The 23,133-nt window shown below is 40.4% G+C and carries 22 protein-coding genes, 1 tRNA gene and 1 pseudogene; 13 read left to right on the top strand and 11 right to left on the bottom strand.

Annotation, left to right across the window (positions count from 1 at the left end):
• The 3 genes from QZY09_RS08185 to QZY09_RS08175 form a co-directional block, all read left to right on the top strand.
• Positions 1-337, top strand: a 337-nt coding sequence (locus tag QZY09_RS08185) for a tetratricopeptide repeat protein (protein WP_295670824.1), incomplete at its 5' end; no start/stop codon positions are given.
• A gap of 33 nt (positions 338-370) precedes the next feature.
• Positions 371-751, top strand: a complete 381-nt coding sequence (locus QZY09_RS08180; RefSeq protein WP_295670821.1) for a MarR family transcriptional regulator — start codon at positions 371-373, stop codon at positions 749-751.
• Positions 752-767: 16 nt separating this feature from the next.
• Positions 768-2,045, top strand: a complete 1,278-nt coding sequence (locus QZY09_RS08175; protein WP_295670816.1) for an MFS transporter — start codon at positions 768-770, stop codon at positions 2,043-2,045.
• A 68-nt stretch (positions 2,046-2,113) separates the two neighbouring features.
• On the opposite strand, the gene QZY09_RS08170 is transcribed toward QZY09_RS08175, so the two are convergent.
• The 3 genes from QZY09_RS08170 to QZY09_RS08160 are packed head-to-tail and all read right to left on the bottom strand — an operon-like array spanning position 2,114 to position 4,438.
• Positions 2,114-2,866: an MlaD family protein gene (locus QZY09_RS08170; RefSeq protein WP_295670813.1), complete on the bottom strand. Its 753-nt coding sequence runs from the start codon at positions 2,864-2,866 to the stop codon at positions 2,114-2,116.
• Positions 2,863-3,651 (bottom strand): ABC transporter ATP-binding protein, encoded by a 789-nt coding sequence (locus QZY09_RS08165; protein ID WP_295670809.1) that lies wholly within the window; start codon positions 3,649-3,651, stop codon positions 2,863-2,865. Before QZY09_RS08165 ends, QZY09_RS08170 begins: the two co-directional genes overlap by 4 nt.
• Before the next feature lie 7 nt (positions 3,652-3,658).
• Positions 3,659-4,438: an ABC transporter permease gene (locus QZY09_RS08160; RefSeq protein WP_295670805.1), complete on the bottom strand. Its 780-nt coding sequence runs from the start codon at positions 4,436-4,438 to the stop codon at positions 3,659-3,661.
• Positions 4,439-4,705: 267 nt separating this feature from the next.
• On the opposite strand from QZY09_RS08160, the gene QZY09_RS08155 reads away from it, so the two are divergent.
• The 5 genes from QZY09_RS08155 to QZY09_RS08135 all read left to right on the top strand — a co-directional run bounded on the left by QZY09_RS08155 (position 4,706) and on the right by QZY09_RS08135 (position 11,289).
• The gene (locus tag QZY09_RS08155) at positions 4,706-5,362 is read left to right on the top strand and encodes an NAD(P)H-binding protein (RefSeq protein WP_295670802.1); all 657 of its coding nucleotides are present in this window, start codon (positions 4,706-4,708) and stop codon (positions 5,360-5,362) included.
• Positions 5,359-7,224 carry an ABC-F family ATP-binding cassette domain-containing protein gene (locus QZY09_RS08150; RefSeq protein WP_295670799.1) on the top strand — a complete coding sequence of 622 codons (1,866 nt, stop codon included), beginning with the start codon at positions 5,359-5,361 and terminating at the stop codon, positions 7,222-7,224. Before QZY09_RS08155 ends, QZY09_RS08150 begins: the two co-directional genes overlap by 4 nt.
• Positions 7,225-7,479, top strand: coding sequence for a hypothetical protein (locus QZY09_RS08145; protein ID WP_295670797.1), 255 nt, complete (start codon positions 7,225-7,227; stop codon positions 7,477-7,479).
• Between the two features lie 192 nt (positions 7,480-7,671).
• Positions 7,672-9,534, top strand: a complete 1,863-nt coding sequence (gene mnmG / locus QZY09_RS08140) for a tRNA uridine-5-carboxymethylaminomethyl(34) synthesis enzyme MnmG (RefSeq protein ID WP_295670794.1) — start codon at positions 7,672-7,674, stop codon at positions 9,532-9,534.
• Between the two features lie 117 nt (positions 9,535-9,651).
• Entirely contained in the window at positions 9,652-11,289 is a 1,638-nt protein-coding gene (locus tag QZY09_RS08135; protein ID WP_295670790.1) for an Ig-like domain-containing domain, read from the top strand.
• Here QZY09_RS08135 and QZY09_RS08130 read toward each other — a convergent pair.
• Complete coding sequence (locus tag QZY09_RS08130; protein ID WP_295670787.1) at positions 11,279-11,791, bottom strand: gamma carbonic anhydrase family protein; 513 nt, start codon at positions 11,789-11,791, stop codon at positions 11,279-11,281. The genes QZY09_RS08135 and QZY09_RS08130 overlap by 11 nt on opposite strands.
• Positions 11,792-11,875: 84 nt before the next feature.
• Between QZY09_RS08130 and QZY09_RS08125 the strand changes: the two genes are divergently transcribed.
• Both QZY09_RS08125 and QZY09_RS08120 read left to right on the top strand, forming a co-directional pair.
• Positions 11,876-12,421, top strand: coding sequence for a hypothetical protein (locus QZY09_RS08125; protein WP_295670784.1), 546 nt, complete (start codon positions 11,876-11,878; stop codon positions 12,419-12,421).
• Positions 12,422-12,468: 47 nt separating this feature from the next.
• Positions 12,469-12,541 (top strand) — tRNA-Gly (locus tag QZY09_RS08120).
• Positions 12,542-12,544: 3 nt separating this feature from the next.
• Here the strand turns inward: QZY09_RS08120 and QZY09_RS08115 are convergent.
• Both QZY09_RS08115 and nadB read right to left on the bottom strand, forming a co-directional pair.
• The gene (locus QZY09_RS08115; RefSeq protein WP_295670782.1) at positions 12,545-13,111 is read right to left on the bottom strand and encodes a hypothetical protein; all 567 of its coding nucleotides are present in this window, start codon (positions 13,109-13,111) and stop codon (positions 12,545-12,547) included.
• Between the two features lie 7 nt (positions 13,112-13,118).
• Positions 13,119-14,711, bottom strand: coding sequence for an L-aspartate oxidase (gene nadB / locus QZY09_RS08110; RefSeq protein ID WP_295670780.1), 1,593 nt, complete (start codon positions 14,709-14,711; stop codon positions 13,119-13,121).
• Positions 14,712-15,119: 408 nt separating this feature from the next.
• Here nadB and nadA point away from each other — a divergent pair, with 408 nt between their 5' ends.
• From nadA to tnpA, 3 genes are all read left to right on the top strand, one after another.
• Positions 15,120-16,112, top strand: coding sequence for a quinolinate synthase NadA (gene nadA, locus QZY09_RS08105; RefSeq protein ID WP_295670777.1), 993 nt, complete (start codon positions 15,120-15,122; stop codon positions 16,110-16,112).
• A 198-nt stretch (positions 16,113-16,310) separates the two neighbouring features.
• Positions 16,311-17,357, top strand: coding sequence for a thiamine-phosphate kinase (gene thiL / locus QZY09_RS08100; RefSeq protein WP_295670830.1), 1,047 nt, complete (start codon positions 16,311-16,313; stop codon positions 17,355-17,357).
• Positions 17,358-18,195: 838 nt separating this feature from the next.
• Entirely contained in the window at positions 18,196-18,663 is a 468-nt protein-coding gene (tnpA, locus tag QZY09_RS08095; protein WP_295670774.1) for an IS200/IS605 family transposase, read from the top strand.
• A gap of 243 nt (positions 18,664-18,906) precedes the next feature.
• Here tnpA and rmuC read toward each other — a convergent pair whose 3' ends face one another.
• The 5 genes and pseudogenes from rmuC to QZY09_RS08065 all read right to left on the bottom strand — a co-directional run.
• Complete coding sequence (gene rmuC / locus QZY09_RS08090; RefSeq protein ID WP_295670772.1) at positions 18,907-20,274, bottom strand: DNA recombination protein RmuC; 1,368 nt, start codon at positions 20,272-20,274, stop codon at positions 18,907-18,909.
• Between the two features lie 124 nt (positions 20,275-20,398).
• Positions 20,399-21,532, bottom strand: a pseudogene (locus QZY09_RS08085) (tetratricopeptide repeat protein); the annotation flags it as partial.
• Positions 21,533-21,559: 27 nt separating this feature from the next.
• Positions 21,560-21,703 carry a hypothetical protein gene (locus QZY09_RS08075; protein WP_295670769.1) on the bottom strand — a complete coding sequence of 48 codons (144 nt, stop codon included), beginning with the start codon at positions 21,701-21,703 and terminating at the stop codon, positions 21,560-21,562.
• An 80-nt stretch (positions 21,704-21,783) separates the two neighbouring features.
• Positions 21,784-22,266: a gliding motility lipoprotein GldH gene (locus tag QZY09_RS08070; RefSeq protein WP_295670765.1), complete on the bottom strand. Its 483-nt coding sequence runs from the start codon at positions 22,264-22,266 to the stop codon at positions 21,784-21,786.
• Positions 22,267-23,133 (bottom strand): regulatory iron-sulfur-containing complex subunit RicT (locus tag QZY09_RS08065; RefSeq protein ID WP_295670763.1); only part of this gene is annotated, 867 nt, incomplete at its 5' end.

Below are 23,133 nucleotides of genomic sequence, written 5' to 3'. Positions count from 1 at the left end.
CGCCGGAAGTCAGCGAAGAACACCCGCGCCGAAGCTGAAACCGGTGGTGGAAAAGGCGGCAGGTCCCGAACCGGCGGAGACGACCCCCGCACCTACCAGACCGACGGGGAAGGCGGCGGCTACCAGAATAAGAGAGCATCGAGTCATCCGCGGTGGGAACGACATCGGCCACAGCATATTGGCCGAGATCTTGCAGGAGAAGGGCGATTATATTGGAGCCGAAGCAGAGTACCGGGAGGCGGTGAGATTGGATCCCGACTCCGAAATTTATCGCATCCAATTGACCGAGATTGCCGAGATAATTTGCTCTCAAGGCGCCGGAAGTCAGCGCGAGTGAAGATTGAAGTTCAGCCGAGATATTTCATTGATTTTGATCAAAAAAATAAGGAAAGAATCGCCCACCGGCCAAAAATTCTCTTTCACCGAGCGATCAACCATGGGTCTGTTATATGAGCATAGGGGTTTACTACCCAGCGAACTTGCGGCTATGGAAATGATCACGAACCAGAGCATGTCGCAGGTTTTGAATCATTTGTTTGAAATGGGGTATATCATCCGGGTACCTTCTGAAACTGATAAGAGAAAAGTAAACATTTCTCTTTCCGAAGAGGGCGAAAAAATCTTTTTGCAGTTTAAAAATGAGCGCGATGAATGGCTGCTTAATGCGATTGAAAAAACCTGCACCCCGGAAGAAAAGGAAATGCTAAAGAAAATAATTGTTCCATTTACCAAGCTGATTGAATTTAAGTGAGAAAGAAAGGATTTAAATGAGCGCAGAAACCATTAAAAACGCAAGAACATTCAGGGCTTTTAAAAGCCGCAATTACCGTTTATTTTTTACCGGCCAATCTATTTCGCTGATTGGCACCTGGATGCAAAAGACCGCCGTAAGCTGGGTGATATATACTTTAACCCACTCCACTTTTATGCTGGGGCTAACGCTTTTTGCCAGCCTTTTTCCGGCATTTATATTTTCGCTCATCGGCGGTGTGGTATCCGACAGGTATAACCGGTATAAAGTTTTGCTTACCACCCAGGTGGCTTCGCTGATACAGGCAGTTTTATTGGCTATACTCATCCTGCTTAAACATTATGAGGTTTGGGAAATTTTAACCTTAAGCGTAATATTAGGCATCATCAATGCATTTGATGTGCCCGCAAGGCAATCGTTGGTTTACGAAATGGTGGAGGATAAGGAAGACCTGCCCAATGCGCTCGCTCTTAATTCTTCTATGGTCAACCTTTCGCGTATTGTTGGACCCGCGCTTGCAGGACTTGTTTTGGAGGGTGTTGGCGATGGCGCATGTTTCTTATTGAACGCCTTAAGCTTTGTTGCGGTAATTATTTCGCTTTTAATGATGAAATTGCCTGAATATAAACATTTTATACATAAAAAAAATGTCTATGGCGAACTAAAAGAGGGTTGGACCTATATTAAACGGACACCGTCCATATCGTTTGTACTGATCATGCTGGCGCTGGTTAGTTTACTGGTTTTACCCTTCAGCACCCTGGTTCCTTATTATGCCCGTGACGTTTTCCATGGCACGGCAACAACATTTGGTGTAATAGATAGTTTTATAGGCCTCGGCGCATTTTTCGGCGCTATTTTCCTGGCATCCCTAAAATCCGGAACCGACCTCAGGAGTATCCTCTTCGTCAATACCCTGGTTTTCGGCGCCGGGCTTGTCCTTTTTTCGCATGAGCATACTTACTGGCTGGCTTTATTGTTTGTTACTATCGCCGGCTTCGGCATGATGTCGCAGATCACAGTCACCAATACCATCATTCAAACAACTGCTGATCCAAAAATGCGGGGCCGGGTGATCAGCTTTTACGCGCTGGCATTTTTCGGCATGCAGCCACTGGGTGGTTTACTGGTGGGTACCATCTCCAAATATATCGGCCCAAATGATACCTTAATGGGCCAGGGCATTGCCGCGTTGATATTAGGCGGAATACACTGGCGGTTTTTGCATAACGAGAAATTGAAAAAACAGCAGGCTGTGGTTTTGAAAAATGACCAGGGATTTCAGACGGCCTGATTATGTTTTTAGCGTTAACCCTATTTTGCGCGTTTGCAGGCTATTTATGTTTTATGGCCGATTCCTAATTATTGTTGCGTTGCGGGTGTTCCTGCTGCCTCAGCCTTCTTTATCGAATCCTGCTGCTCCTTTTTCTTTTTCTTCTTAAAAAATCCCTTCAACAAAAAGTTACTTTGAGCCGCTTTCAGGTCTGTATTCAAAGTAGTTGTCGTTTTGTGCACATTTTGCATGGTAGTTTTCGCCTGCCGAACTGTTCCTTCCAGATCCTTTGACAATTTATCGCTGTTCAATAACCGCCCAATACTTCCCTGCCCGCTGTTTACTTTAGCCACAATTTGCGACAATCCGCCTGTCAGCGTTTCTGCATTGTCAATCACTTTAGTCATTTTAGCAATTATTTTGTCTACATCTATAGGATTAACGGCGGTTAATTGATCTCCGTTGTGTACTGCCTCCGTGCTTGTAATACCGCCGGGAGCTATAACAACCAATTTATCGCCCATTAAGCCATCGCTGCCAATGCTTAACTTCGAATCCTTTTTTATAAATTTTTTGACGTTGCTGTTTAAGGTGAGGTCAACCCGCGCAGCGCTATCGGTTACTATGTTAATAGCCTGTACCACGCCTACATTAATGCCGGCAAAACGCACGTTATTCCCTACCTGCAGGCCGTTTACGTTTTTAAAGGTACCGTATACCGCAAATGTTGAGCTGAAAAGATTCTTTCTGTTCCCTATAAAGAAAATGGCCAGCACCAGTACCAGCAGGCCCGTAAAAGTAAATAAGCCGATTTTTATCTTTTGGCTGGATGTTGTTTTCATAATATGTCTTTAAAAAAAGATGTTACAATTTTGTTGTTTGATTTATGAAGGCTTTCAAAAGTACCTTCGGCTATAAATTCTCCATTATCCATGATCATCATGCGGTCGGCTGCTATCCGTGCACATTCCATATCGTGAGTAATGATGATAGATGATGTTTTATATTTTTTTTGTATACTCAATATCAAATCACTGATCTCTCTCGAGGTGATCGGGTCAAGCCCGGTTGTTGGTTCATCATATAAGATGATCTCCGGGTTTACAATGATCGTACGCGCCAGGCCTGCTCTTTTCCGCATACCACCAGATAAATCAGACGGCAGTTTATCTATAGATTCAAGTAAGCCAACCCCATCCAGGGCAGCCTCAACCCTTTTATCAATTTCTGCCTTGTCGGTTAATTTTAAGACCCGTGTTAGTGGAAATTCTAAATTTTCTCTAACGGTCATCGAATCATACAAGGCCCCGCTTTGAAACAAAAAGCCGATTTTTATCCTTAGGTCCTTCAGCTGTTTGTCGTCCATATCGGCAACTTCATCGCCAAATACGGTAAGCGAGCCTGCATCCTGCTTTAGCAAACCCACTATACATTGGATAGTTACAGATTTGCCTGTGCCCGATCTCCCTAAAACAACTATATTCTCGCCCCTTTTCAATTCAAGGTTAATGTCTTTTAACACCTCTTTTTCTCCGAAGGATTTTTTCAAGCCCTTAATGGAAATTACCGCTTCATTTTTGCTTTTCGCGGTCTCCTTTTGATCGTTATTTGTCCTCACTACTTCCATCTTCGTCCTATTTATAAAACAATAAACTGGTTACCTGCACGGCGATGGCATCAATAACGAAGATCCATAACGAGGCGGTTACTACCGCTGAATTTGCCGCAATGCCGACACTTTCTGTACCTTTATTGGAACTAAAGCCTTTGAAACATCCGACAAAACCTATAGCAAAGCCAAAGAATATGGTTTTGATAAAGGCAGGTAAGAAATCCGAGAAATCAATTGAAGCCACAACTTTGGTAAAATAGAGGCTAAAACTCATGTTATCCCGTAGGTTTAGTGCCAGAAAACCTCCAAAAAGACCTATTACATCGCCAATCACCGATAAAATAGGCACCATAATAGTTGTTGCCAGGATACGGGTAACTACCAAATATTGCTGCGGATTTGCCCCGGATACTTCCATGGCGTCCAGTTGTTCCGTTACTTTCATACTGCCCAGTTCCGCGCCAATGCTGGAAGCTATCTTACCGGCGCATATAATGGCGATGATTACTGGCCCGATTTCCCTGATAAAGGAAACGGCCAGGGTTTTGGGTAACATGCTGGCTGCACCAAAGGCAACAAGTGTTGGGCGGAGTTGCACAATTAAAACCACTCCCATAATAAATGAGGTAATGCCCACCAGCATCATAGACCGGTAGCCGATCTCATAACACTGCCGCACAAATTCTGACCACTCAAACCCACCGGTAAAAATGTTCCTGAAAAAATTTATAAAAAAGCCCACCTGGTCGCCGATACCTTCGAGCCACTTTTTCCAGCCCGGAATTGCTATTTCTTCTGCCATATAACTGTATTCATTTTAAAAAAAAAATATCTCAATAAAATTTGAAAGCTTTGAGCGACCTTAAAGTTTTGGGGTGATCCTTTATTGTTGTCAGGATTGTGCCTCGGTTTCAAATGAATCGAATTATTGGTATAACATACAACCACACAGTTTGTTTGCGCATTTTGAGCCATACAACAAGAGGCTCTGTTTTACAAAAATTTAGACAGATGGTAAAAGTCGGGTACAAATTAATTATATGTATTTTTGCAAAAAATTTGATACCAGGTGGCCAAAGCGATCATAGCGGGTGCAAGCGGATTAATCGGAGGTTTATTACTCGATATTTTATTGCAAAGTTCTGAATATAAGGATATTGTGATTTTGGTCCGTAAAGAATTACCCATAGCACATCAGAAACTAAAACAGCTTGTCGTTGATTTTGACAAGCTGGAGGACTATGCCGCGGAAATAAACGGGCAGGCAATTTTTTGTTGCCTGGGTACAACGCGCAAAAAAACGCCAGACCAGGCTGTCTACCGGAAGATCGACCATGATTACCCGGTACAGATGGCGAAGATAGGCTTGCAGAATGGCATTAAGCAATATCATTTGGTTTCGGCGCTCGGCGCAGACGCTGGTTCTTCTACTTTTTATATGAAGACAAAGGGCGAAGTGGAAGAAGATATTACAAAGGTGGGACTAAAATGCCTGCACATTTACCGGCCATCATTTTTAACCGGCGAAAGGACGGAGAAAAACAGGGTTGAAGAAAAGATCGTTACCCTATTATTTAAGGTGATTGATCCTCTATTGATGGGCGGACTAAAAAAATACCGGAGTATCCCGGCTAAAACCGTAGCTATGGCTATGTATAAACAATCATTAAAACAACAGGAGGGTGTTTTTATACACCTGTCCGACCAAATAAAACAAATAGCGTGAGTACATATATCTCTGCCGAAAATTTAGGCCACTCTTTTCATGACCATTGGCTATTCAGGAACGTATCTATTGGGGTCAACCGTGGCCGGAGGGTGGCGCTTGTTGGAATAAATGGCGCCGGAAAATCTACACTCCTTAAGTTACTTGCGGGCAGCTTAAAACCTACCGAAGGTAAGGTAGCACAAATGCGCGACCTCAATCTCGGTTACCTTGAGCAGGACCCCGGCTTTAAAGATGCCATTACGATAAGTGATTATATTTTTCATGCCGACGATATCCAGCAGCAGTTGATCCGGAAGTATGAGGAATTACTGGAAAACGACCCGGAAAATTCAAGGGCGATTGAAGAGGTAATGGAAGAGATGGGTAACATTGATGCCTGGGAATATGAGTACAAGATAAAAACCATATTAGGACGACTTGATATTCATCACCTCAACCAAAAGATCACCACCCTATCGGGTGGCCAGAAAAAGCGTTTGGCATTGGCCAAATTACTGATCGAGGATCCTGACATCTATATACTGGATGAACCTACCAACCATTTGGATATTGACACCATAGAATGGCTGGAAAAATTATTGACCGATGGCTCAAAAACCATATTGATGGTTACGCACGACAGGTATTTTTTGGATAATGTGTGTAACGAGATATTAGAGATTGACAAAGGCAAGATCATCCCCTATGTAGGCAATTACGGCTATTATTTAGAGAAAAAGGCAGAACGCGAAAGTGCAGATGAAGCCGCATTCCAGAAGAACTCCAACTTATTGCGAAAAGAGCTGGAATGGATGCGCCGCCAGCCCCAGGCACGCGGCACCAAATCAAAAGCAAGGATTGATGCTTTTTACGAGCTGGAGGATAAAACCAAAAATGGCGGCGCCAAGCAAAAAGTTGAGTTAACCGTAAAAACTGCACGCCAGGGGAATAAAATAATGGAGATGAATCATCTTTATAAATCATTCAACGGGCATACTTATATCAACAATTTTAGCTATATATTTAAAAAAGGCGATAGAATAGGTTTAGCGGGAAAGAATGGCAGTGGTAAATCAACCTTATTAAACCTGATCACCGGCGGGTTAATGCCAGATAAAGGTATTATTGATAAAGGCGAAACTACCGTTATTGGTTATTTTCATCAGTCGGGCATCGTTTTTAAAGAAGACGAGCGGGTTATTGATATTGTAAAAATTGTAGCAGAGTTTATTACCATGGCAGACGGGAAGCTGATCTCCGCCTCTGCCCTGCTCACTTTGTTTCTTTTCCCGCCGGCAAAACAATATGGATTTATATCCAAACTAAGTGGTGGTGAAAAGAAAAGGCTGCAATTGATGAGCATCCTGATGAAAAACCCCAACTTTTTAATTCTGGATGAGCCTACAAACGACCTGGATATTGATACGCTGAATGTACTGGAAGAGTTTTTAACCAATTATACCGGCGTATTAATGATCGTATCACACGACAGGTATTTATTGGATAAGCTAACCGACCAGCTTTTCATTATGGAACCAAACGGTCATGTAAAGATCTATAATGGCAATTATTCATCGTACCGGTTGGAATTGGAAGAAAACAAACAGCAAAGCAAAAAAAGCAACGTTGCTGAAACTCCCGTTGCTGCCCAGCCTAAAAAAAATAAATTAAGTTTTAAAGAGACTAAAGAGCTGGAGACCATTGAAAGCGAAATAACCTTTATTGAAAAACAACTGCAGGACAAGAATGAACAATTAAATGTTGCAGGCATTGATACGAATAAGCTTAATGATATATTAAAGCAAATTGCCACGTTAAACAGCAAACTGGACGAAAAGAGCATGCGCTGGATTGAACTGACCGAATTAAAAGAAGCCTAAATGAAAACATCCGATCTCCTGGCATCTATTGGTGTTGTGATATTACTGGTAGCCTTTTTATTAAATCTATATAAAAAACTACCAGCACAAAGCAACACCTATAAACTATTAAACCTTATTGGTGCCGGGGTCTGCTGTTTTTCTTCATACATGATCAGTTTTTATCCATTTGTGGCATTAGAGGGCGTCTGGGCGTTTGTAGCATTATTATCATTATTTAATGTTCCACGTGGAACATCGGCGATTAATAAATAGCTTTGTATTGGCAGATTGCAGAATACTTTATCCGTAGAGGCGCAATATATCGGGTTCTATAATATATTCTACGTGGAATATGGATAATAATTTCATACCGTAGGGATAGAAAATTCTGTGTCCCTGCAAAATAAATAATGTTCCACGTGGAACATTGGAACAAGCACCATAGGTGCAGACATCAATATAAACATGTTTAAAAAATATAGTGTAATTGTAGTAGGTGCCGGCCATGCCGGATGTGAAGCGGCTGCGGCAGCAGCTAACCTGGGTTCCTCTGTGCTTTTAATTACCATGAATATGGGTGTTATAGCTCAAATGAGCTGCAACCCGGCTATGGGAGGCGTAGCCAAAGGACAAATTGTAAGAGAAATTGATGCACTTGGAGGGTACTCTGGTATCATCACAGATAAAACATCACTTCAATTTAGGATGCTTAACCGCTCAAAAGGCCCCGCAATGTGGAGCCCACGGGCACAAAGCGACCGGATGCGCTTTGCAGAAGAGTGGCGTTTAGCTTTGGAGCGTACCCCAAATGTAGATTTTTGGCAAGATACCGTCACATCGCTATTGGTAAAAAATAATACAATAGCTGGCGTAAGAACATCACTGGGTATAGAAATAGCATCAGACGCGGTAGTATTAACCAACGGCACTTTTTTAAATGGGGTTATCCATATAGGAGAAAAACGCTTTGGTGGTGGCCGCACAGGTGAAAAAGCTGCTACAGGCTTAACCGAACAATTAGTCGAATTGGGGTTTGATTCAGGCAGAATGAAAACCGGAACACCTCCAAGGGTAGACGGCCGAAGCCTCAACTATGCCTTAATGGAGGAACAATGGGGCGATAAAGAGCGTGGCCGTTTCTCATACACTGACGTTGAATTAGCCAAAGACCAACGCTGCTGCTGGATCACTTATACCAATAATAAAGTACACGAAACCTTAAAAGAAGGCTTCGAACGGTCGCCTATGTTTACAGGGCGCATCAAAGGCTTAGGACCGAGGTATTGCCCATCCATTGAAGATAAAATAAATCGCTTTGCTGAAAGAGAACGTCACCAGATATTTGTGGAGCCAGAAGGATGGAACACAGTTGAAATATATGTCAACGGCTTCTCTACGTCGCTGCCAGAGGATATTCAATATAAGGCACTGATCCAAATACCGGGCTTTGAAAATGCTAAAATGTTCAGGCCGGGCTATGCAATTGAATATGATTATTTCCCCCCTACCCAACTTGGGCTGACCCTGGAAACTAAACTAATCAGTAACCTTTATTTTGCCGGGCAGATCAATGGAACCACCGGTTATGAGGAAGCGGCGTCGCAGGGATTTATTGCCGGTATTAATGCCCATCAAAAAATAAATGATAAGCATGAACTGATCATGAAACGCTCGGAGTCGTATATCGGTGTATTGATTGATGACCTGGTAACCAAAGGAACGGAAGAACCTTACCGCATGTTTACTTCAAGGGCTGAACACCGCTTGCTTTTGCGCCAGGACAATGCCGACATCAGGTTAAGCCCAATGGGACATGAATTGGGATTGATCAACGACGAGCGCCTTGAAAAAGTAAACAACAAAATAAAAAACTCCGACGATATTGTGGCATACACAAAATCAAAATCAATAGACCCGGCAAGCGTTAACAGTTTGCTGGAAGAAATGGGAACAAGCGCACTTAGCCAAAACACAAAACTCTTCAATTTATTAAGCCGCCCTCAAATAGGGTTTAATGATTTGCGAAAAGCTGACGACACTTTAAATAATTTATTATTAGCCTATGATAAAGAAACTATTGAACAGGCTGAAATAAAAATCAAATATGAGAGTTATTTTGAAAAGGAATTAGACATCGTTGACCGGATGAGGAAAATGGAAGACAAGGAAATAAATCCTGAATTTAATTACCATCAACTTAATTCACTATCAAAAGAAGCACGGGAAAAATTAATGAAGATAAAACCGCGTACCCTGGGCCAGGCATCACGGATTTCGGGCGTAACACCGTCTGATATTTCGGTTTTAATGGTTCATATCTCCAGATAGACTTATAATTAATTGAAATACAAACGATTATAAAAATATTTGATTAAATTAATTATTTTTAATTTTTAATATCAGGCATCATCAAAAGATAAAAATCGCCTGAATCGCTTAAAAACTATGTTAAACAAAAAAAGCTCATTTTTAGCCCTGATTTTACCCGGTTTTTTGATGTTGATGGGCTGTGCTAACCGGCAATCAATAACCGGAGGCCCCAGGGACCATGATCCGCCGAAATTATTAAAGGCAACGCCGCCAAACATGACCCGTAATTTTAAGGCCAACACTATCCAACTGGATTTTGATGAGTATTTTAAATTAACAAATAGTTTTACCGAAATTACGATGAGCCCCGCCCAGACAAAAATACCGGAGTATAAAACGAGCAAAAAAAGTTTGATCATCAAACTAAAAGATTCGCTCGAAAAAAATACTACCTACGTGATCAATTTCGGAAAGGCAATAGCTGATGTAAATGAAAGTAACGTGATGAAAAATTTCACCTACGTTTTTTCAACCGGTCCACATATAGATTCGTTAAGTATGTCGGGTATGGTAATCAATACCACAACTGGTGAAAGGGAAAAAGAAGCAACAGTAATGCTTTTTACTTTAAAACAGGACTCCTTACTTTTTGGAAAAAAGAAACCAACCATATTTACTACAACGGACACCAGTGGTAATTTTTCGCTCAATAACCTGCATGATGGCAAATACAAAATTTATGCCCTTAAGGAAATAAACGGCGGAAATAAAATATATGATAATGATAAAGAGCTGATCGCCTTTACCAGAAATATAATCAACCTGCAGCGTGATACTTCAAATATAGAATTGAAGCTTTTTAAAGAAACACCTGAAAAATTTAAACTGCTGGAAAAGCAACATTTTGACCAGGATGGTAAGATATCTTTTTTCTTCAATAAAAGTTTGGATAATCCATCCATAAAAATAGTTTACCCGCCTGATTTTGATAAATACAAAATTGCAGAAATAAACAAGACGAATGACACAGCTACTGTCTATATGCGCAATATGGATTTCGATTCGTTAAGAGTTACGATTTTAGATAATAACAAGCCATTGGACACTTTAGCACTGAGAAAAGGAAAAAAAGAATCTTTCCTCAGGATCCTCACTTTTCAATACAACCTGAGTGATTTAAAACTAAAACCACGTACACCACTTATCGCCACGGCAAGTTACCCGATAGAATCGTTTGATCCGGCACTGATCACTTTAAAAGAAGACTCCAACGAGGTAAGCAATTTTACCATTGTCAGAGATACGGCTAATACCAGGAAATTTACTGTTGATTACAAGTGGAAGCAAAACGCCAATTATACCTTAGTTTATAACGCCGGAGCTTTTACGGATATTTACGCAGAAAAAAATAAAGGCGCCATCAAACATTTTTCACTTAATAAACCTGAAAATTACAGCTTGCTAACGTTGAAGGTAACCGTGCCAGATAGCGGTAAATCATATATCGTACAGTTATTGGATGACCGGAATCATATTTTACGAAAAGATGTGATCCATAAATCTGGACCGATAGTTTATAAAGACTATATCACCGGTAAATATAATATCAGTGTAGTATATGATGATAATAAAAACGGCAAATGGGATAGCGGCAACGTACATTTAAGATTACTACCCGAAAATATATGGATTAACCCAACTGTAATTACCTTAAGGCCAAACTGGGAACAGGAGACAGAAATTATTATACCAAAAGAGCCTTCTACTCCTTAAACCAATCAGCATACATAACATAATTATCCGGTAACTTTTTAAGCATAGCCCTTTGCTGATCAGTTATCGGTTTTATTTTTTTAGCCGGAATCCCGGCATAAATATAACCTGATTCGCAAATTGTTTTTTCGAGCACGATGGCGCCGGCAGCAATGATCACATATTCCTCAACAATAACATGATCCATCACAATAGCTCCCATCCCTATCAATACATTATCGTGTACCGTACAACCGTGGACCAGGGCGTTGTGCCCTATGGAAACACAATTACCAATATTGGTTGGCGCATACATATAAGTACAGTGAATAACCGCGCCATCCTGTATATTGGTTTTGTTGCCAATTTTTATATAATGCACATCTCCCCTGATGACCGCGTTGAACCATACCGAGCAATTATCCCCCATTACCACGTCGCCAACAATAGTAGCATTTGGCGCAATAAAACAGTCGTTTCCCCAGGATGGGGTAATATTTTTTACGGGGAGAATAATTGGCATGAATATAATTATTGAGTCTTGACTTACCTATTTCGTGATTACCTATATTTGGAATACTCAAACATAAGATTAAACATCACATTTATGATAAAAATATCATTAACAAGCTTCTTTTTATTATTATCAATAACAAGTTTCGGGCAAACGGAGTATGAACTTAATAAAGATACCTCATGGTTTAAAAGTTGTTCAATAGCTATTTTTAAAATAAGAACGCAAACCTTGCAAACATACTTCTGTAATATTCTTATCAACCCAAACAATATAAATAATATTAAAGTGGATAAAACACCCGGCGACACTCTAATATATGGTAATAATGCGGCTAACGGTATTGCTACCCTAAGTTTAAACCCCGAAACACAACTTTTAAATTATGATCAATTACTTAAAAAATTCAAAATAGAAAAAAGCGAAAGGAATTTGCCCGTCTATATTGACAGTGTCATCACCTATAAACCACAAAACTCCTTTTTCGAAGCGTCTATGATAAAATCTATCCAAATACAAAAAGAAAAAAACACCAATAATAAATATTTAAGCATCCTTTCATTTTATAATATAGATAGATCTACAAACAATAAAGAAGTCACCCATATAATAGGTTTACCAAATGCTGCTTTTAAATAAAAAGGTGAAAATTATTATTTTTATTATAAATTTGAAATGCACAATAAGCGGAAATAGCTCAGCTGGTAGAGCATCAGTTTCCCAAACTGAAGGCCGCGGGTTCGAATCCCGTTTTCCGCTCTTTTATTCCCCTTCATTTCTTTTTTCAATAACGATTTTTAATGCTTCCTGAGCCGCATGAGGATACTCTTTTATATTCTTTAGCGCAAAATCCAACTCTTCCATTGTACAAGTACTAAATCTTTTATAATACAATTCCGTTGTTTTCCTATATTCTTCATTCGCTTCTTTATCAGATAGTCCAAAAGCTATCTTATAAATTTTTATAGAAAACCTATAGTCAATAGCAGAGTAAATACCTAACGCAAATAAAAACAAAGGATTTATTCCTGGTAAAGAAAAATAAAATATACCAACGTTATAAATGGCACTTTTCCCAAAAGATATATTTTCAACAGTAAATGATATTATATTAAACGCAGCCAGCATCAAGAGGCAAATCAAAAATACTTTGGCTCTTTTGCCATCTTTAATTCTTAATACGGTAGTGATAAATAAACAGATAAACCCAAGGTATAAATTTACTGTTAAAATATATCCGTCAGAAAAATGCCGAAATATTGAAATTACCAGAAAAATAAATAATACAAACAAAAAAAAGATGTCTTTATATTTTGCCTTTTTATTCATATTTATATCAAAACACAGTATCCTCTATAATATCCGCATGAAAAGGATAATCCGTCGTAGAATGCAAACCCCTACTTTCTTTCCTAATCATCGCAGATTTCACAACTAAAAATGAAACCTGGATCAAATTTCTTAATTCACAAAGCTTTACAGATAACTTAGTCTTTTTATAAAAATCTTCTGTTTCTTCGTACAATAAACCTAAACGCCGCATAGCCCTTTCCAGCCTGAAATCGGAGCGGACGATACCCACATAATCATTCATCACTTTTTGCATTTCGCGCACATTATGGGTTACCAGTATATCTTCATTGGATAGCTGTACCCCTTTTTCATCCCAATCTGGTATATTCTCAGGAATTATTATATCCTTAAATTGCATTATAGCATCCTCATAGATCCTGTGTGCGAATACCAGCGCTTCTAACAAAGAATTTGACGCTAAACGATTAGCACCATGCAAACCGGTGGATGAACACTCACCACAGGCATACAGCCTCAGTAAGGAAGAACGACCTACATGATCAACCATTACCCCACCGCACATATAATGGCAAGCAGGCGCCACCGGAATCATATCCTTGGTCATGTCAATGCCTATCTTCAGGCATTTGGCATAAATATTTGGAAAATGTTTTAAAATGTCTTTTTTACTACGATGCCGAATATCCAGGTAAACAAAATCCTCCCCTGACTTTTTCATCTCTGCATCAATAGCTCTTGCGGTTATATCCCTGGGCGCTAATGATTTACGCTCATCATATTCCTGCATAAACTCTTCGCCATTAGTGCGTTTTAATATTCCTCCAAAACCACGCACCGCTTCTGAAATCAAAAACGAAGGGTACTCACCTGGATTATATAAAGCTGTAGGATGAAACTGGATAAATTCCATATTCCTTACTTTACCTTTAGCCCTGTATACCATAGCAACACCATCACCGGTAGCAATAGTTGGATTAGTTGTTATCGAATAAATATGACCAGCACCTCCTGAAGCCATTACTGTAACCTTTGACAAAATCTTTTCAACATTCTTGGTATGGTTATTAAAAGCGTAAATACCATAGCAGGTGATATCGGTAGTTGATTTACCCACTAAAACCCCTAAATGATGCTGTGTAATTAAATCAACCGCGAAATAATGGGTTAAAATCTCAATATTAGGATTGTTATGGATTTGCTCCAATAATGACCGTTCTATCTCGAAACCGGTGATATCTTTATAATGCAGCACACGGAATTCAGAATGGCCACCTTCTTTCGCCAGGTCGTAAAGGCCCTCATTTGTCTTATCAAAGTTGGTTCCGTAATCAATAATTTCATTGATCCGCGCAGGTCCTTCTTTTACTACGGCTTCAACCACTTCTTTATCACAAAGGCCATCTCCGGATATTAAGGTGTCGTGAATGTGCTTTTCGAAAGAATCATCCTTCTTATCAACAACAACTGCAACCCCACCCTGGGCATACTTAGTGTTCGATTCATCTTCATTTGATTTCGTAACTATCAGAACTTTACCATGCTTCGCCGCCTTAAGGGCAAAACTCAATCCCGCTATACCTGATCCTACAACCAGGAAATCCACAGTTTTAGTCATAAATTTTATTCGCTATTTGTAATATAACCAGCCATGTTAATAACCGGTATAAAACATGTTAATTTTATGTAAACAAAAACCTAATAAGTAATTACCAGGTGGATAAACCCTATTTTTGGTGCTGAACTTATATATTTTTAACCGACTTTTGCGCAGCTAAACAGCCAAAGCTAACATTTTAGAAAGTAATAAAGTATTAACAAAAAAGTTTTTAAATTAATAGTTGCTTATTAAATACATCTTAAAATCAATTAAATAACCAAAATAAAATAAAGATTTTCTGTGGAAAAGTAATTAGAAAAAATATAAAGGCCGTTTTTAAAAACTAATTTTACACATAACTAACACACCAATAACAATAGGTTCTTTATACTTATAAAACTAATTGTTATTAATTGAATTGTTGAAATGGATACCTTCGAAGAAATAAATGTGAAAGGTTTTGCGGACGAATTTATCGATCCGACCCTTGATCTTTTTGATGAAATTGAAAAGCTAAAAAAAGAAAAGAATGCTGTTATTCTTGCTCATTATTACCAGGAACCTGATATCCAGGATATCGCCGATTACATTGGCGATAGTTTGGGATTATCGCAGCAAGCCGCAAAAACAGATGCCGACATTATTGTTTTTGCAGGCGTTCATTTTATGGCCGAAACAGCCAAAATTTTATCTCCGTCAAAAAAAGTTTTACTACCCGACATAAAAGCAGGCTGCTCACTGGCCGACAGCTGCCCGCCGCACCTGTTCAGGAAATTTAAAGAACAATATCCTGACCACATGGTGATCACTTATGTGAATTGCACAGCCGAACTGAAAGCCATGAGCGATATTGTTTGCACATCGAGCAACGCGGTGGGCATTGTGGAAAGCCTGCCAAAAGACCAGAAGATCATCTTCGGTCCGGATAAAAACCTGGGGGCTTATGTTGCAAAGAAAACAGGTAGGGATTTGGTTTTATGGAACGGCGCCTGTATGGTACATGAGATATTTTCGAGAGAGAAAATTACCAAACTCAAAGAACGTCATCCGGGTGCTAAACTGCTGGCACATCCTGAATGTGAAGAAGCTATCCTGCAAATGGCTGATTATATAGGGTCGACCACCGGGATTTTAAATTATGCTTCCAAAAACGAGGATAAAGAATTTATAGTGGCTACAGAATCTGGGATTATTCACCAGATGGAAAAAGAAAACCCTGGTAAAACATTTATACCGGCGCCGCCAAATAATAATTGCGCCTGTAATGATTGCCCACATATGAAAAGGAATACATTGGAGAAATTGTATTTGTGTTTAAAAAATGAAATGCCGGAAATTAGCGTGCCGCAGGATATTATTGAGAAAGCCGTAAAGCCAATTGAAAGAATGCTGGAGATCTCGGCCAGTTTAGGATTATAGTATGGTGATTTCACTGATTTTAGAAGGATTTCACCGATTTTAAGGCATCATGTTGATATTAGGGTATTGATTTATGAAAGGGCTGTTTTTATAAAAATTTTTCCCGCCTTCGGCGGTATAGTGTTTAAAGGTTGCGCTTTTTTACTCCAGACCGATAGAGGCTTTTTACTTGTACTGATTAAAGAAAAGATAATGACATTGTTTGATAATAAAGAAAAAACGAATATTGAATCCCTGGGCGAATTTGGCCTGATCAACTATTTGACTGAAAATATAAAAATTTCCCAAAAAAGCTCCATAAAAGGGGTTGGCGACGATGCCGCGGTGCTTGATTTTGACGGAAAAAAGGTATTGGTTTCAACCGATATGCTTTTGGAAGGGATCCATTTCGACCTGGCCTATACCCCATTGAAACATTTGGGCTACAAAGCGATCCAGGTAAACCTGAGTGACATTTATGCGATGAATGGCATAGCCTCGCAGGTTACGGTTTCGATAGGGATCTCCAGTAAATTTCCTTTGGAAGCGGTTGAAGAGTTGTATGAAGGGATTTATTTGGCCTGCGAAAAATATAATGTTGATTTGGTCGGTGGTGATACAAGTTCATCAAAACAAGGCCTGGTGATCAGCGTAACGGCAATAGGTTATGCTGATGAAAAAGATATTGTGTACCGCAATGGCGCCGAAGAGGGCGACCTGATTTGTGTTTCGGGTGATTTAGGCGGTGCTTATACCGGGTTGCAATTGCTTGAGCGTGAGAAATTGATCTACCTGGAAAATCCAAATATTCAACCCGACCTGGAAGGAAAGGATTATATTGTTGAACGCCAGTTAAAACCGGAGGCCCGCAGGGATATTATTGAGTTGCTGAAAGATATTGAAGTGAAACCTACTTCGATGATCGATGTATCCGACGGCCTTGCATCCGAAATATTGCATATCTGCAAGCAAAGCAATAAAGGGTGTAATTTATACGAAGATAAAATCCCCCTGGACCCGATGACATTTGAAACGGCCCGTGAATTTAACCTTGACCCAACGGTTTGCGCCCTGAGTGGCGGCGAGGATTACGAGCTCCTGTTTACCGTTAAACAAGCCGACTACGACAAGATCAAGTTTAAAATGGATATTACCATTATCGGGTATATTACAGAGCGTGCAGCCGGCTGCAATTTAATTACCAAGGCAGGGAATAGTCATCCGTTGAAAGCGCAGGGATGGAATGCGTTTAGCCCGGCTTCCTAAAGGGGGCTTTTAATTATAGTATATTTTTATGTGGAAGCCAATTTCATTTGAAAAGCTAAATGATAAATTGAAGAGGGAGAAAGATTTCTTGACAGCGATTTATATAAGAAGGAATTATTTGTTTTTTGGAAAAATATAAAAATTAACCCTGAAAAATGGGACCATGAAGAAGGGTACGGAAAAGAAGCAGGTGGTTTTTTCGTTGTCAGTATCTCTGAAAGAAGGGTGATATGGTACAATGATATAGAGGAAGGCTTTAATATTTCCTTTTTTAATGAATATGGACTCATAAGGGATTATGACTGTGAACAAAATGATTTAAATCATGCTGTTTATCAACTATATTATTGTTGAACGTGGGGAATAAATTTTTTTCATAGCTAAAAGGGTTTTATTTTTCATTATACTTTTTATTCGATTGCTTATTAGTTTCCTCACTTAAAGGAGTTGCGCTTTCGGGTCACTTTTTGCAATGTTAAATAGTCTAACTTTTCATTAGTAATTTTGAAAATGGTCATATGGTTAAGGGTAACCGCTACGCGGCAATATAGCGTGGGTGTGTTTTTCTACAAAGGGGTTGAGCCTATGGCTCATTTTTAACATGTTAGACTTTTAGCGTTCATTTTATTGAAACATATTTCTAAGCTCGCTGCTTATTGTTTTTAGTTGTGACACCTACGATACCATGGGATGTGTTTTGCTGTGTGTTTTAATACCAATTATCGTTCTGATTGGCCCATAGGGCCTACCCATTTGTAGAAAACAATAATGAAAAAAATTGCCGCGTAGCGGCTACCCTTCGCCCGCGTTTATTATTTTTGTGAAAACCTGGATCAAAATGTCAAACACCTTTACCCAATTATATATCCATTTTGTATTTGCTGTAAAATATAGAAAGGCGGTAATAGAAGAACAATGGGAAGATCGCCTTCAAAAATATATTACCGGCGTGGTGCAAAAAAACGGCCACAAATTATTGGCAATAAATAATATGCCCGACCATTTGCATCTTTTTATCGGATTAAATCCGAAACAATCTATTTCTGATTTGATGCGATTGGTAAAAGGAGATAGTGCTGAATTCATCAATAAAGAAGGCTTTACGAAAAGAAAATTTCATTGGCAGGACGGGTATGGCGCATTCAGCAATAGCCGAACTCAAATTGATGGTGTGGTTAATTATATTTTAAATCAAAAACAACATCACGCGAAAAAAACATTCAGGGAAGAATATCTTGAAATACTACAACATTATGCCGTTGATTACGACGAACAATATATTTTTCACGACCTGTTGGTTGAATAAGGGTAGCCGCGATGCGGCAATACTTTGTTTTGGGTTTATTCTACAAAGGGGTTGAGCCTACGGCTCATTTTTTTTCCGAAGTAAAAGATTGTCCGGCATTTTGATGCTGTTGTAATTATAACCGTAAACAGCCTGGCCCATAGGGCCTACCCCTTTGTAGAAAAAGCAACAAGAAAAATTTGCCGCATAGCGGCTACCCTTTGCCCTATTTCATTATTTTATCGCCGACGGTAGAGTTGTAGGCTATTCCTCCCCAATATATTTCTGATCCAATTGCTTATTCGCTTTTGCCCCTAACCCTTTAATTCTTTCAGCGGTTTTGGTAAGGTTGCCGTTGCCTTCGGTGAGTTTGCCGATGGCGCTGTCATAAGCGTTTTGGCTTAGTTTGATATTTTTGCCGATGCCTTCCATGTCGCCGATAAAGCCGACAAATTTGTCGTACATGGCGCCGCTGAGGCGGGCAATCTCCAGCACGTTTCGGTTTTGGCGCTCCTGTTTCCAGATGCTGGCTATAGTACGCAATGTTGCAAGTAAAGTGGACGGACTTACGATCACCACCCGCTTATCCCAGGCATCGCTGAACAATTCGGCATCAATTTGTACGGCAAAACTGAAGGATGATTCTATCGGCACAAAAAGTAATACGAAATCCGGGGAGTTGAGCTGGTACAGGTCGTGGTAGTTTTTGGAGGATAAGTTCAATACATGGCCCCTTATCGATTCCACATGCGCCTTTGAATAGAGTTTGCGTTCTTCTTCTGTTTCTGCGTTGACCAAACGCTCATAAGCTATTAAAGACACTTTTGAGTCGATAATCAGGTGTTTTTCATCGGGGAGGTCTATGATAGCGTCGGGCTGCAGACGATTGCCTTCAGCGTCCGTTAAACTGGCTTGCAGGCGGTATTCCCTGTCTTTCACCAGGCCCGAGCGCTCCAGCACCCGCTCCAGGATCACTTCGCCCCAGTTGCCCTGTTTTTTATTATCTCCTTTTAAGGCTTTGGTTAAATTTTGCGCCTCATTGCTGATCGTTTGGTTCAGCTCCATCAGTTGGGAGATAACGCCTTTCAAGGTATTGCGTTCCGCGGCTTCCATGTTATAAACCTTATCCACTTTTTCCTCGAAAGCTTTGATGTTTTCTTTAAGGGGATTAAGCAGGATGTCCATACTGCTGCGGTTGGTCTCGATAAACTTTTGAGATTTTTCTTCAAGCAATTTGTTGGCGATATTTTGAAACTCCAGCTGAAACTTTTGCTGAATCTCCCTGATGGACGCTTCCTGTTCAGCAAGGCGTTGGCGCTGTGCAATCAGTTGCTCTTCTGCCTTTGATACCCTGTTCTTTTCAACAAGTAATTCCTGGTTAAGGCGAATGGTCAGATGATCATATCTTTCTCTTTCTTCCTGCAATTGGCGGTCGGCTTTATCCCGCTCCATCGTTAATCCTGCGGCACGTTCCTCTGCTTTTGCAAGCGATATATTCAGGGAGGAGTTATCATTTTTAAGGCGCAGCAATTCATCCGCGGCGAGGTCGTTGGCAGAAGCTGGTTTCTTTAAAAAAAGAAGCACGGCTATTAAAAGGATGACAATGGAGGCGATTAAAATATACAGGCTCATTTTGATAAAAATATTAGCAAAACGAAGGTATGGAAAATTTAATAACAGCAGGAACAGTAAGTTAAAAGCACCGGTCCGCTTCAATTCCAGAGGGTAACTTTAGCAGTTTAAATCAGCAATATACCTATTTGCAAAATTTTGCGATATTATCTGGCGCATCTTTACTACCTAATTCAAGTGCCTTTTTAAAATCAGCACAAGCGCCCGCAGTATCATTTAAGTGAACTTTAACGATGCCCCGGTTATTATAGGCATCTTCATATTTAGGATCAAGTACAATGGCCTGGCTGTAATCATCACCGGCGCCTTTAAAATCATTTAGGTACCGTTTGGAGAGGGCCCGGTTAAACCAGGCGTCAATATATTGGGAGTCGAGGGCGATAGTCGCGGAATAATCGTCAATGGCGCTTTTATAGTCTTCCAGCTCAAATTTCGTATTAGCCCTTTTAAAATAGCCGTCGGGATCTTTTGGTTCGAGGGTGATATAGGTGTTGTTGTCGTCAAGAGCGTCATTCAGATTCTTTAGACCGCCGTTGGCAAGGGCACGGTTATAATAGGCATTAGCATATTTTGCATCTATAGCGAGTGCTTTATTATAATCTATTATAGCCCCTAAATAATCCTCTAAGTGCGACCGGCAAAGCCCTCTGGCATTATATGCGTCAATATCATTGTCCAACGAAATAACTTTGGTATAATCTTCAATTGCACCTTTAAAATCTTCCATATATCTTTTTGAGTCGCCCCGGCCATAATAAGCATCGGCATTAGCCGGGATTAGTTCAATTGACTTATTAAAATCGTCAATAGCCCCTTTATAATCTTTTAATTTATTTTTTGCAAGGCCACGGTTATAATAGGGGCTTTCAAACTTAGGATTAAGGGTAATTGCCTGTGAATAATCTTCTATTGCGCCTTTATAATCATCGAGATTTTTTTTGGAAACACCCCGGTCGTTAAAATAATCAGGGTCGGTTGGATCGATGGCAATTGCCATAGTGTAGTCTGCTATCGCGCTTTTATAATCCTGGAGATACCGCTCTGAAAGTCCTTTATTATAATATGCTGCTGAATTTTTGGGATCAAGCGCTGTTGTTTGCATAAAATCACTGAGTGCGTTTTTATAATCCTTTTGGGCAAATTTAATCCGGCCCCTGGTCATATAGGCGTTACTGTTTTTTGAATTAAGGCTGATGGCCTGGTTCAAATCAGTCATTGCATTATTGTAATCGTTAAGGTTAAACCGCGCTTCACCTCGTTTGTAAAAAGCATTTCCGTCATTCGGTTACTGCTCAATAACTTTTGTATAATATTTTACGATGCTGGCGTTTTTTGCGCTGTCCGAATTAAAAGAAGTTTTTTCAGGTGTTGTGGTTTGCGCGTGCACCATAAATGGCACAACAAAAACGAATAAAAGGATTTTTTTCATTGCTAATTGAGGCTAAGGATTGTCGGCCTAAATTAACAGTATGTTTTGTAAATAGGAAGAGAGTAATAAAATATTAAAGCCTATAAAGCTTTCTCCACCCTCAACCCCACGTCGCTCACTTCACGTAACGGGTTATCGCGCATATTCTGTTCGATATAAAAAGTGTAAATGCCTTTTGCCGGGAATTTATAATAGCTTTTGAACGGCGACTGATAGCTGTATAAATTACCCGACCCTTTGCCCAGCCATTCACCTTCTTTGTTGGCAAGTTTCAACTCATAGCGGGTCACTTCTGATTTTTTTTCAGGATTTACCTGGGTGATCAGCACAAAAATATTGGAGTATTTGTAATCCCCAGTAACCCGTAAATTCATCTCCAGGTTATAGGGGATCTTTTCGTCATCAATTTTCACATCAAACCGGAACCGGTTGAGGTAGGTCCAGTGAAGGTTTTCCACTTCGCTGCTTTTATCCAAAACGGCATTTTTATCGCCGCAGGCCGATGTTAACAGCAAAAAAGCGCTAAATACCATTGAAAAAAATAGTGTTCCGATCCGTTTCATTTATTCACCACCGGGCTGCGGCCCTTTGTTATTGTCGTTTCGCCTGTTTTTATTGGGCCTGAATTTTTTCTTTTTATTCGGAGCACCTTCGGGTCTTGCTGCGCCTTCCGGCCTTGGGGCACCTTCAGGTCTTGGTGTATTTTCAGGCCTAGGAGTACCTTCCGGCCGAGGGCCTTGCACTGCTCCCGGCCTTTGTCCGCCTGTGCCGTTAGGTCGCTGCCCATTGCCTGCGGGGCGTTGCCCGTTTTCGCCGGCGTTGCCGCCAGGCCGTTGGTTTTTATTCCGGCTCTTGTTTTTGTTTTTGTTCCGGTTGCGGTTTTCGTCCAGACGGGTTAAGCTGTCCTGGCCTACCACGTTTTCATAATCCAGTACTTTTACCGGTTTGGTTTCTATTTCTACGATTTCACCGAGGTCTGGCGGAATTATGCCTTCGCGGTTCATTTTCTGTACTTCCCTAACCCTTTCTAATGGCAGCGGGATCCAGGATTCTTCGCGTGGATAGCTAAACCACATCAGTTTTTTAAAGATATCCGTTTTTTGCAAACGGGCATCGCCTTTTTCCGTCCTTAAAACATTCACATTATCGGGAATATATTTAAGGGCGTCCATATAGGTGTCCAGCTCATAATTCAGGCAGCATTTTAACTTGCCGCACTGCCCCGCCAGCTTCAGGGTATTTAAGGAAAGATTTTGATAGCGTGCCGCAGAAGTGGATACCGTTTTAAAATCAGTCAGCCAGGTAGAGCAGCAAAGCTCGCGCCCGCATGAACCGATACCGCCCAGGCGGCTGGCTTCCTGGCGCATGCCGATCTGCCGCATCTCGATGCGGATGCGGAAGGTTTCCGCCATCTTTTTGATCAGTTCCCT

Source organism: uncultured Mucilaginibacter sp. (genome assembly GCF_903913935.1).
Lineage (GTDB): Bacteria > Bacteroidota > Bacteroidia > Sphingobacteriales > Sphingobacteriaceae > Mucilaginibacter.
The sequence above is the reverse complement of the archived record's forward strand: the minus strand, read 5'-3'. Positions and strand labels throughout refer to the sequence as shown.